Source organism: Maridesulfovibrio sp., from assembly GCF_965230075.1.
Taxonomy (GTDB): Bacteria; Desulfobacterota; Desulfovibrionia; order Desulfovibrionales; family Desulfovibrionaceae; genus Maridesulfovibrio.
The window spans coordinates 3,748,480-3,760,711 of the sequence record NZ_OZ245945.1; the positions used below are offsets into that span (position 1 = coordinate 3,748,480).

Annotated in this window: 9 protein-coding genes; 3 read left to right on the plus strand and 6 right to left on the minus strand. The window is 48.7% G+C overall.

Features of this window, described 5'->3' with window-relative positions; genetic code table 11:
- Window positions 1–3: 3 nt before the first annotated feature.
- A complete protein-coding gene (locus ACO05Z_RS16985) occupies window positions 4–1,398 on the plus strand; it encodes an alanine/glycine:cation symporter family protein (protein ID WP_421903372.1) in 1,395 nt (464 codons plus the stop codon).
- Window positions 1,399–1,514: 116 nt separating this feature from the next.
- On the plus strand, window positions 1,515–2,663 hold the full coding sequence (gene alr, locus ACO05Z_RS16990; RefSeq protein ID WP_421903373.1) for an alanine racemase: 1,149 nt from the start codon (window positions 1,515–1,517) through the stop codon (window positions 2,661–2,663).
- A gap of 545 nt (window positions 2,664–3,208) precedes the next feature.
- Here the strand turns inward: alr and ACO05Z_RS16995 are convergent.
- The 6 genes from ACO05Z_RS16995 to ACO05Z_RS17020 form a co-directional block, all read right to left on the minus strand.
- Window positions 3,209–4,063 carry an ABC transporter permease gene (locus ACO05Z_RS16995; RefSeq protein ID WP_421903374.1) on the minus strand — a complete coding sequence of 285 codons (855 nt, stop codon included), beginning with the start codon at window positions 4,061–4,063 and terminating at the stop codon, window positions 3,209–3,211.
- The gene (locus tag ACO05Z_RS17000; protein WP_421903376.1) at window positions 4,060–4,914 is read right to left on the minus strand and encodes an ABC transporter permease; all 855 of its coding nucleotides are present in this window, start codon (window positions 4,912–4,914) and stop codon (window positions 4,060–4,062) included. The genes ACO05Z_RS16995 and ACO05Z_RS17000 overlap by 4 nt, the downstream gene beginning before the upstream one ends.
- 2 nt (window positions 4,915–4,916) lie before the next feature.
- The gene (locus ACO05Z_RS17005) at window positions 4,917–5,999 is read right to left on the minus strand and encodes an ABC transporter ATP-binding protein (protein WP_421903377.1); all 1,083 of its coding nucleotides are present in this window, start codon (window positions 5,997–5,999) and stop codon (window positions 4,917–4,919) included.
- Window positions 6,000–6,085: 86 nt separating this feature from the next.
- Window positions 6,086–7,144, minus strand: a complete 1,059-nt coding sequence (locus tag ACO05Z_RS17010; RefSeq protein WP_421903378.1) for an extracellular solute-binding protein — start codon at window positions 7,142–7,144, stop codon at window positions 6,086–6,088.
- A gap of 263 nt (window positions 7,145–7,407) precedes the next feature.
- Entirely contained in the window at window positions 7,408–7,503 is a 96-nt protein-coding gene (locus ACO05Z_RS17015; protein WP_015853176.1) for a MetS family NSS transporter small subunit, read from the minus strand.
- A 2-nt stretch (window positions 7,504–7,505) separates the two neighbouring features.
- Entirely contained in the window at window positions 7,506–9,014 is a 1,509-nt protein-coding gene (locus tag ACO05Z_RS17020) for a sodium-dependent transporter (protein WP_421903380.1), read from the minus strand.
- Between the two features lie 504 nt (window positions 9,015–9,518).
- On the opposite strand from ACO05Z_RS17020, the gene ACO05Z_RS17025 reads away from it, so the two are divergent.
- Entirely contained in the window at window positions 9,519–12,071 is a 2,553-nt protein-coding gene (locus ACO05Z_RS17025; RefSeq protein WP_421903381.1) for an ATP-binding protein, read from the plus strand.
- Window positions 12,072–12,232: the final 161 nt, after the last annotated feature.

The following is a 12,232-nucleotide window of genomic DNA, read 5'->3' on the forward strand; positions in this document are numbered from 1 at the left end:
GATATGGAATTCTTGACTTTACTGGACGGACTGGTTGGAAAAGTAGGGGCCTTTGCTTGGGGCCCGCCCATGTTGGTTCTGCTCGTCGGAACCGGGATATGGTTAACTTTCTCTCTGCGCGGACTGCAGTTCAGAAAACTGTGGTACGCCCTTTACCTTGCCCTCATCAAACGCAAGGAAGACACTGACGAACCCGGCGACATCACCCACTTCCAGGCCCTGATGACCGCCCTCTCCGCAACAGTGGGAACCGGTAACATTGCCGGTGTTGCAACAGCCATCGCAGTAGGTGGCCCCGGCGCACTGTTCTGGATGTGGATGACCGGCCTCGTGGGTATGGCCACCAAATACGCGGAAGCTGTTCTGGCTGTTAAATACCGCATCGTTGATGAAAACGGCGAAATGAGTGGTGGCCCCATGTACTACATATCCAAAGGCCTCAAAATGCCTTGGCTGGGTACCCTCTTTGCAATCTTCGCATCCATCGCCGCTTTCGGTATCGGTAACATGGTTCAGTCCAACTCCGTTGCCGATGCAGTTGAAGCCACTTACGGCATCTCCCCCTACGTTACCGGTGGACTGCTGACAATCCTGACCGCTGCCGTTATCCTCGGCGGTATCAAAAAGATCGGTAAAGTTACCGGACTGCTCGTGCCCGTCATGATCGTTTTCTACATGGCCGGCGCATCCTACATCATTCTGATCAACATCGCTGAAGTTCCCGCAGCAATTGGATTCATCGTAGAACAGGCTTTCAACCCCACCGCAGCAGTAGGCGGATTCGCTGGTTCCACCATTATGCTGGCTGTCCGCATGGGTGTTGCCCGCGGTGTATTCTCCAATGAATCCGGTCTTGGTAGTGCTCCTATTGCAGCAGCCGCAGCCCAGACCAAGCAGCCCGTAACTCAGGCTCTGGTCTCCATGACTCAGACCTTCATCGATACCATCATCGTCTGTACCATGACCGGCCTTGTTCTGATCCTCACCGGAACCTGGTCCAGCGGTGCTACCGGTGCTGAACTTACCACCATCGGTTTCGGTGCAGGTTTTTCCGGCGGTGAACACATTGTAACCATCGGTCTGATCCTTTTCGCCTACTCCACCATCCTCGGCTGGTGCTACTACGGTGAAAAATCCATAGAATACCTGTTCGGCGTAAAAGCAGTACTGCCCTACCGCCTCGTATTCATCTGCTTCGTAGGCATCGGAGCCATTGCAAAACTCAGCTTTGTTTGGAACCTTTCCGACACCTTCAACGGACTCATGGCTATCCCCAACCTTGTCGGCCTTCTGCTGCTGACCCCGGTTGTAGTCTCCGAAACCAAGAAGTACTTCGCAAAGCAGGAAGAAAAATCCGCAAGCATGGAACCCTCCACTGCTACCGAAACCAAAAAATAGTTTCGTAAAAGCATAAGAACATACGGACCCCACATCGCACTCCTTCCGGGCGAATGCCACCGCCCGGAAGGAGTTGCTGAAAATTTCATCAGGCTTGCAGGAAAACGAGGTGCACCATGAATAACCCTAAAGCTTTCGCCCCCATCTGGGCAGAAGTAGACCTATCCTCAATCAGACATAATTTTGAAGAAGTTCAACGCCTTGTTAAAAATCAGCCCAGAATAATGGCTGTAGTGAAGGCTGATGCCTATGGACACGGCCTTACCAAAACAGCAGACTGCTTAAATAAAGCCGGCGCAGACTATTTCGCCATAGCACGCTTGGATGAAGCAATCGCGCTACGCAATCACGGTATTGAAAAACCGATCCTGATTCTCGGCTACACTCCTCCTGAGGCGACAGAAGAACTGCTTAATTACAATATCACCCAGACCGTATTTTCAAACGACTATGCCTCTGAGCTTAACAAAGCGGCCAGTCAGGCAGGGAAGAAGCTAAAAATACATATAAAGGTAGACACCGGAATGGGCCGATTGGGAATCGTGGACGAATCCAATCACGAGGCACTGCTGGAATCAGTCAGCGCAATCAATTGGCTCCCAAATCTGGAAGTAGAAGGCCTTTTCACCCATTTCGCTGCAAGCGATGAGGCGGACAAAACAAGTGCGCTTGAGCAGCTGAGACTTTTTAAAAGTATTATAACGGACATTGAAAGAAGAGGAATCAATATCCCCCTCAAACATGCTGCCAACAGTGCTGCAATAATCGATCTTCCGGAATCATATCTGGACATGGTCCGTCCCGGGATCATGCTTTACGGGCTCTATCCTTCAAACGGAGTTCATCAGCAGAATGCCGACCTCAAACCGGCCATGCAGATTAAGGCCCGCATAGCACAGATCAAGGAAGTTCCCGCTGGATTCAGGATCAGCTACGGGCATACCTACACCACCCCAAGCGCAACAAAGCTGGCAACAATCCCGCTCGGCTATGCGGACGGATACAGGCGACAACTCTCCTCAGCCGGAAAAGTACTGGTCCACGGACAGCAGGCCCCCATAGTAGGCAGGGTATGTATGGACCAGAGCGTCATTGATGTAGGAAAAATCAAGAATGTTAAGGCCGGGGATGAAGTGGTCATCATCGGCAGGCAGGAACACGCTGAAATTCCAGCAGAAAGGATGGCCTGCGAGCTTGGGACTATCAATTACGAGATTGTGTCCACGCTCATGGCCAGAGTTCCAAGAATTTACAACGACTCATAAATTTATACAAAATTTTCTGACTGAAGCCTTAAATGCGCATTCCCTCAAACTCAGTGCACTCCGCTTCCGGACACCACTGCCGGAACAAAGGCTTCAATCAGGGAACAGCTATCCGCACAAAAAGCGTTCTTCCAATCCGCATCACGGAACAACGCCGATAACCACGGAAGCTGTCTGGAAGTTCATGCAAATGGACATTGGCCGAAGGCAGGGGAATCCCCGATTCCTTCTGTCGGACACGACCTAAGACCCAGCTGGAAAGAACATGGAAGAACTCCATGCATGGCAACGGCGAATGGAGGTACTTATCAACCGAAAAGTATATACTCAGAAACCACAAAACTCCGGACAGCCCCATGGCTAGACAAGGCTGTATAACCGGAAAGACGCCGTGCAACTCTGGCGGCAAACGAATTCTTAAGCTGAAAGTACAGACAGAGTTAATGGATTCTTACCCAAACACTGCCGTTTGGGGTCATGGCTAAGGCGTGTATTATTAAAGCCCAGTCCCGGATTAGCGGGGCTGGGCTATTTTTGTTCAAGAGCTACTCCTCCCGCTTGGAGAAATAGAGATTGCAAAGCGCCAAAAGCGAAGTACCCACAATAAGCATCAGCGAGACCGCATTGATCACCGGGGTGCTTCCGTCACGGACCTGCAAGTAAAGGTTGATGGGCAGGGTCGGTTCGGAACCGACCAGAAAGAGAGTGGTGTTGAAGTTCTCAAAACTCATCAAAAAGGCCACCGCCCCGGCACCAATGATGGCCGGACGCAGGAACTTCAGGGTGATGTGCCAGATCACCTCCAGCTGTGTTGCCCCTAGATTCAGGGCTGCCTCCTCAAGGGAATGGTCAAACTTGCGCAGCCTTGCCGAAACCACAAGGGTGACAAAAGTGGTGATGAAGGAGAACTGCCCCAGAACCACCAGCCAGAAGCTAGGCCGAAAGACTTCAAAATCAAGCCCGAAAGTCTCATCAAAATATGTCCCCGCAGTGTTGGAAGCCAAAAGCAGAGAAATACCGAGGATAACTCCGGGGATAACCAGCGGGGCCAACATCAGAAAATAGAGCAATCCTTTAAAGGGAAACTCTTCCTTCTCAAATAGGAAACTGGCGCATGTACCCACGATAACGCTCAAGATGGAGACAAAGAACGCAGTCTGAAAGCTGGTCACAATGGAACGCAGGTTCTGGTCATCATGGAACAACCCTATTCGATCCGGACCGCTGGAAAGAAACCAGTCCAAGGTAAAACCCTTCCACGGCAAAGAGGGAAAATCTGAATTGTTGAAGGCCAGCACACAGGTAACCACCAGCGGGGCAAACAAAAAAAGAAAATACAAAACAATGAAACAATTGAAGGACCAATTGTATGTTTTACTGCGCGGCAGGGAACGAATCATGATGCCACCTCCCCGAGTTTCTGGCGAGTAAGTTTAAGCCCGGCCCAGATGATCAGTGAACTCAAGATCAGCAGTAGGAAGCCAAAGGCTGAGCCCTGATTCCAGTTGAAGCTGGCAATGAACTGATTGTAAATCTGCTCCGTGAACCAGAGGGAGTTCTTACCGCCCATGAGGTTCGGGGTAAGGTAGTTACCGAGCACAAGCATGAAGACCACAATAGAGCCGGAAGTTATGCCCGGTTTACAATGGGGGATGATTATGGTCCGCCAGATGGTCCATTGCCCGGCTCCCAGATCGTGGGCCGCTTCGATAAGGCTGTCGTCAAGGCTCTCAATGACCGAAACCAGCGGCACAACCATAAACAGCATGGAAGTATAAACCAAGCCCATGATCATGGTTGCGTCATTGTAAAGCATTTCGATGGGCTTATCGATCAGCCCGATCTTGAGCATGAAGAAATTAAGCACCCCGGACTCGCGCAGCAGGATCATCCAGCCGTAGATACGGACCAGCTCACTCACCCAGAAGGGCAGCAGTAGCATAATCATCAACGCCCCCTGAACCCGCGAGCGGGCCAACTTGGCAATATAGAAAGAGACGGGCATTGAAATCAGAAAGACAATGAATGTGGTCACAATTGCATAGAGGCAGGTACGCACAAAGGTAAGCCAGTAGACTGGTTCATCAAAAAAATTGATGTAATTCTGCAGGGTCCAAACCATGTCGCCGTAATCATTCTCCCCCCTGAAACTCATGGTCAACAGATCACAGAGCGGCAGCACTATTAAAAGCAGCAGCCACATAATTACCGGAGCGAAAAATATCCAGAAAACCATTCGTGAACGGGGCATAGCTACTCCTCCGCTCCGAAACAGATACCGGAATCAGGATGCCAGCCCACGGAAATCTCATTGCCCGGTTCGATGTGATCAAAGCGGCGGTTCTGGGGCAGGCTGACGATCAACTCATGCTCCTCTTTGGTCACGGTCAGCAAGCGGCTGTTAGCCCCGTCAAAAAGGATACTCTTTACCGTCACTTCAAAAACATTCAAGCCAGTGCGGTCCTTGGGTTCAATGAGCATGGCCTCAGGACGCAGAAATAAATCAGCCCGCCCGCCGCAAGCACAAGCACTGTGGGGCTTGGTCTGGAAGGTATAGCCTTCATCTGTAAGAATACTGACTTTTTCCGCGTCACTCTCAACGACCTTACCACTCCACTTGTTGTTGTCGCCCACAAACTGAGCCACAAAAGGAGTTGCGGGTTTTCCGTAAAGTTCCTGCGGGCTGCCAACCTGCTCGAAGCGGCCATTATTCATAACCGCCACCCGGTCGGACATAACCAAGGCCTCTGACTGATCGTGGGTTATGTAAATGAATGTCGTGCCTACCTTGGCCTGCAACTTCTTCAGTTCCACCTTCATCTGCTCGCGCAGCTTCAAGTCCAACGCACCCAACGGTTCATCAAGGAGCAGCACTGAAGGTTCCAGCACTAAACAACGTGCAATTGCCACCCGCTGTTTCTGGCCCCCGGAAAGCTGATTGATCTGTTTCCCGCCATAACCGGGCAGCCCAACCCGCTCAAGAATAGTTTCGATCTTCTTCTTGATCTCAGCAGCCCCAACCCCGCGCCTCTTCAGCCCGAAAGCTATGTTTTCAGCAACATTCATCATGGGAAATAGAGCCAGATGCTGGAAAACCAGATTAACCGGACGTTTGTTGGGCGGCACCCCGAGCATGCTCCCGCCCCGTATTACTATGTCACCGGAAGTGGGTTCTTCAAATCCGGCAATCATACGCAGTAAAGTGGTCTTGCCGCAGCCGGAAGGACCGAGAATAGAAAAAAAAGATCCGGCGGGAACATCAAATGAGACACCGTCAACAGCGGTAAAATCGCCGAATTTCTTCACCATATCAGAAACAGAAAGATCGTTAATCATGGAGCATCGTCCGGGGTAGAAAATTGAACAAAGGCGGAGAGTCCGAAGACCCTCCGCCGCAGAGAATGTTATTTCAACAGCGCTGCCTAGTTTGCAGCCTTGATTTTATCGAGAATCTTACCTTCCATGCTTTCCAGCTTGGCAGGCACCGGAGGATACCACTTAATATTGTCGATAACTGCCTGCGGGAAAGAGCGTGCAAAGTTATCTGCAACAGCCTTATCTGTGTACTTCAGGGCATCTGCAGATGCAGTGGCGTATTTTTCCTTGGAGGAAAAGTAGCCTGCGTTTTCAGGCTTCATCATAAAGTTGATCCACTTGTAGGCAGCTTCAACGTTTTTAGCCTTGGCAGGGATAGCGAAAGTATCGATCCAGCCAAGAGCGCCCTCTTTGGGAGCCTTGAAATCGATGGCTTTGTTATCAGCATGCAGCTTCCATCCACCTGCATCCCAAGCCATGGCAACAAAGACTTCACCGGAACGCATGGACTCCAGCAGGGAATCGCCGTTGGCCCAGTAGTTTTTCACAATAGGTTTAGCTTCGATCATGGTCTCGGCAATTTTGTCGAGCATGGCTTTGTATGCTTTGGGATCATCATAGAGTGCGAAAGGATCATAGCCGAGAGCAAAGCCCATGGCGATAAGAGTAGGTCTCTTAAGACGGTAGCTCACGCGACCTTTGTACTTGGGATCAATGAGAGCTTTAAAAGAATCAGCTTTCGGTGCCTTGTCGCTGTTCACGATCAAACCGGAAGTTCCCCAGCAGAAAGGCGCAGCGTAGGACTTATCTTTAACAAGAGTGTTGGCTTTAACCGCGGTGAGCATAGAGGGAATGAACAGGCTGGAGTCAAGCTTGGAATAATCCATGGCCTGATACAATTTATATTTGGCCTGTACGGAAGAAATGCGGTCCTGAGAAGGCTGGGCAAGGTCAAAACCTGCACCGCGGGTGGCCCGCAGCTTGGCAATCATTTCTTCGTTGTTGGAAAAAGTGACCTCAACCTTGATTCCGGTTTCCTTCTCAAAGGTATCAATCAGTTTCTGGGGAGCGTACCCTTTCCAGGTTAACAGTTTCAGAGTCTCCGCCTGAGCAGTTCCGGCCAGAGCAAACACAGTCAGCAAAGCAAATACTAGAATCCTTTTCATGACAAACTCCATATTTATGTAACAAACAAGCGATTAATTCCGCTTGTTGTTACAGAGACATACAAAGATGCACACCACCAACTCGTAACAAAACAGCAAAGGTCACGTTACAGTTATATTTGGATTCAAGGCAAGAATTTTGGTTTTTTCCCCAAAGCGAAAACAATTTGTACGATTCCGAAAATATTCCATTACATAATCGAAGCCCTCCCACGCACAAGCGCAGGAGGGCTTCGATTAATTTAATTCTATTCAGCTAGTTCTTACTGGTTCTTGAAGGCAATGCGGAAACAGGCATAAGCCCCGCCCCAAGTGATCCCCAGTCCAAAAAGCATCATGATGATTGCTGAGAATTCCATATCTAACTCCTTTTCAGGAAGTTTCTGTTGATACCAGTAACATTGACAAATCCGCCTTCGCTACGGGCACAAGCCAGACCGAAAATCAGGCAGATAACAAGTGTAGACCAACCGAATGCAATAGTGGCCGGAGTGGAATAACCGCCATAGTTATTAGAAATGTCACCCACGAAGTTTGAAACCAGCATGAAACCGAGCATTGCGGGGATCACAAAACGCAGGCTGTTCATCCAGAGTGCGCCTACTTTGATCTCGGAAGTCAGGTTCACGTGGTTGCGCAAATCATCAAGCTTGCAAAACCAAGCCACAAAAATGATCTCAATGAAGCCACCCATGAGGATGCCGAAGTTGTTGATAAAGTGGTCCACGATATCAAGCAGGAGCAGGCCGCCGCCGGTGGTGAAGGCGATGCTGACCAGAAAACCAAGCACGCATAAAATGGTGGCTGCAACCTTACGGGAAACATTCATCTTATCGATAAGTGCAGAAACAACAACCTCGGAAAGGGAGATCATGGAAGACAGCCCTGCAACAGTCAGTGCGAGGAAGAACAGTGTTCCGAAAAATGCCGGAGCGGGCATAAGGTTAATGGCTGTGGGAAGGGTGATAAAGGCAAGCCCTACACCGGAACCGGCTACTTCACTAACTGGAACGCCCTGCTGATGGGCCATGTAACCGAGCACGCTGAAAATCATAATCCCGGAAATGACGCTGAAACCGCAGTTGATAAAAACGGTCATACAAGCGTTGTTGGTGATGTCGGAATCCTTGGAAAGGTAGCTGGAGTAAGAAATCATGATCGCAAACCCGATGGACAGACTATAAAAGATCTGACCGAAAGCATCAGCCCAGACTTTTCCGTCCAGAATGGCATTGAAATCGGGCCTGAACAACCACTCAAGGCCATCAACAGCACCGGGCAGCATCAGCCCCCTGCCGATAAAAATAAACACGAGCAGGAAAAGCAGAGGCATGAAGATCTTACTGATCCGTTCAATACCGCTCTTAACCCCGGTAAAAACAGCCACGAAAGTCATCAACCATGCAGCAGCTGTGGCATAAAGAATTGAAGTCTGCACACCGCCCATATTCATGGGGGAATCAGTCAGGCCGAGGAATTCACCGAAAAAGAAATCCTTGGGCGAGGCAGTCCAGCCCTGATTAAAGGCAAGCAGGAAATAGTTGATGGCCCAAGCCACAACCACAACATAATAAGTGGTAATGATAAAAGAGACCATAACCTGCCACCAGCCAAGCCATTCCCATTTTTTGGAAATGGAGGAAAAAACCTTGGGAGCGGAGCCCTTGAATTTCTGGCCCAGACCAAACTCAAGAATCATGAAAGGCATACCTGCGGCAAGCATGGCCACAAAATAAGGAATAAGGAATGCGCCGCCGCCGTTTTCATAAACCATGTACGGAAAACGCCAAATGTTTCCCAATCCAATTGCGGACCCCACTGCGGCCATGATGAAGCCGGTACGTGAGCCCCATGTTTCTCTTTTCTGCATGTTGCTGTAACTCCTTGAAACAATTCCAGTTCCGCAACAGCTACGCGGAACCGGCATAAATAAAAAAATGAACATGAGCCACCCGGACGGGCAACCCTTCCTATAGAAGACAGGGCTAAGGAAATTATAAGTGAGCTTTCAACCGATCCTCCCGGAGAGACGGACACTGCGGCACAGACGTTTCAACGTTTTTAACGGGGAAAAGGAATGTTTTAGACAGGCTGATGGGAGCTGATAGCCCTTTGGGGCGGTTTAATAATCCAGATAACTACTGCGGTCAACTGCAGGAATGCTATTTTTTACAATTTGCGCCATTTCAGCCTGATTTTTAGCTATATATATTAAAATTATTTCCTCATTTTAATATATTCTCAGAAAAGCATCCTAAAAATCAACAAATTTTGATCTTTCCCCAGTCTTTTCAAAAGATGGAAAAAAAGACAAACGGAAGAATATATATTAGATGCGCATGACAGGTGAAACCAAAAGCGCCAAGGAGCTATTGTGAATACTCTGGATTTAAAAACGCTATTACTCAGCCACACGCTGGTAGCCCTCGTCAGCGGAGCAGCACTTTTCTGGCTCGGTAAGGACATCAATAAGCACAAATCCGTACGCTGGTGGGGGGTGGGGCTTATGTTCATGGGCCTTGCGGTTGCCTGTATGGCTCTGCGCAACGAGCTACCCATTTTCATTTCGCTCTTCATCGGAAACACACTTTCCTTTGCAGGAGCTTTGACCATATGGAACGGAAATAGAATCTTCCTGAACAAACGTCCGAAATGGCTGGCTTCAATTCTGATATCGTTAGTTCCGAGTATAACTCTCTATCACAATTTCTTGACCGCCCCGGACTTAGAATTCAGGTTTACCCTTGCCGTCTGTGTGATGAGTTTTTGCCAATTCCTTTCAGCGCAGGAACTATTCAGAAGCAACCGCCCGGTACATAAAAAAGTGGCCATTGTTTATATGGGCTTCAGCCTCTACTACCTTGTCTGGATGCTCTTTATGCGACTGTACCTGCAAACGAATACAATGCTTGAAGCATATTTTTTAATGGTTGCGTTATACGTCGCTGCAATTGTGTTTCAAGTTATGCAGATTGCAACAATGATCCTGCTGCTGAGCGACAGGAGCAGTGAAATTTTATTACGCGCCAAAGAGGAAGCTGAATCAGCCAACCGGGCTAAAAGCGACTTCCTCGCCAACATGAGCCATGAAATCCGGACCCCCATGAACGCCATTATCGGCCTCTCCGAAATGCTCTTAAAGGCGGAAAAAGAACCCAGCCGGGCCCATGACCTGCAAAGCATAAACACGACTTCTCGCTCACTGCTCAATCTGCTGACCGACATACTTGATTATTCTAAAATTGAATCCCATGAGATGGTAATTGAATCTGCCCCCTTCTACCTTGACCCTATCATCGACAATATTGTCGATGTAACTGCATTTTCAACAACCACCAAAGATATAGATATCGATGTACAAATTGATCCATCAACACCGCAGCGGATTGAAGGCGATCCCCTGCGGTTACAGCAGGTCCTCCTGAATCTTGTGAGCAATGCCGTAAAGTTCACCACCAAGGGATCAATCTCCATACAGGTATCTACACAAGCAGAACATGAAGAAAAGGCTCTGCTGACCTTTTCTATTACCGATACTGGAATTGGCATCCCCCCGGAAAAACAACCTGCTATTTTTTCCGCATTTGCTCAGGCAGACAGTTCTACAACACGAAAATACGGTGGGACCGGATTGGGACTGGCGATCAGCGCCAGCCTTGTCGAGTTGATGGGAGGAGAACTGAAGCTGGAAAGCACCCCCGGCATAGGAAGCCAATTCAGCTTCACTATTCCCTTGAAACCAGTCGAGATTGAACAGGAGGAAAGTTTACTCTGTTGGGAAGGGCTTGATGCAATATTGCTGGGCAACGGAAACAACTTAGCCGGACAAACGCAATCCTTGCTGCAAGCATTTGGCTTTAATGTAAGATTTCACAGCAGCACAGCCACACTATATGCAGATTTAGAAAATTTACCGGCTCTGGTTGTTATTACTGCAGCTGATTATCTGGAAGAACTTCCCCGGATACGTAAGGAAGTAGTGAAAGCTATCCCCGAAGGGCGCCCTCCACACATGCTCTGCTTTTCTTCGCAGAAAAATAAAAAAATATATGATTTTAATGGTTTTACAATAACCCAGACTCCAGTTCGCACCAAACGTTTATTTATGGAAATAGCACACGGGCTGAACCTTGCCGAAGCCCTGATCCCCGAGCGGTTTCATGAGAAAAGTCACGACGGTACCTCCTTTTCAAATGAACCAAAAATTCTTCTTGTGGAGGATACAGCCATTAACCGGGAAGTAATCGGCAGGATGCTCAGCTCTGCAGGAATACACGTTGATATGGCCCCCAATGGGCACGAAGCCGTCCGCAAAGCCACGGAAAAAGCCTACGACATAATCATTATGGACATCCAAATGCCCGAAATGGACGGATTTCAGGCAGCAGAACTAATCAAAGAACAACTTGGTGGACAATGCCCGAAAATCATCGCCCTTTCAGCCAGTGCTTCACGCAAAAACGCCACCCGAGCGGTAGAGCAGGGTTTTGCAGCATACCTGACCAAGCCGATCAGCAAAGAAGTGCTTTTGCATGAGATTGCCAGCAATATTCCAGTACGAAACATAAAACCACTCCGCGCAGAAAACGAACTGAATCTCCCGGGCATTGATTTTGAGGCTGCCATGGAGGACTACCTTGGAGACATTGAATTCTATAAAAACCAGCTTAAGGAATTTTCAAACAATATTGAAAAATTCCTGAACAACTTCTCTGAAGCCTGTGCTAACTCTGACATCCAGCGGATGAAACGATTACTCCACTCCATACGCGGAACAGCAGCACTGCTGAAGCTTACACAGTTCAGCACAAGAATAGCCGATATAGAATCAGCCATATCTACCGGGACAACCGAAAAGATTAAGCAGGAAACTGAAATTTTAATCTATCAGACGCGGACACTGCATTCGCAGCTGAAGACGCTCTAACCATCTCTAAAACAAACGCTTCAAATTTTAGTACCTGCGGGATTGCACTCAATGTGCAGTCCCGCGAGGGGCTTTGCTGTGCATTTCAAAATAATCACAATAATTGTTGACTACACAGCAATTCTCGTAAATAAGAGTCAGCTTTTGCAAAGTAAAACGCC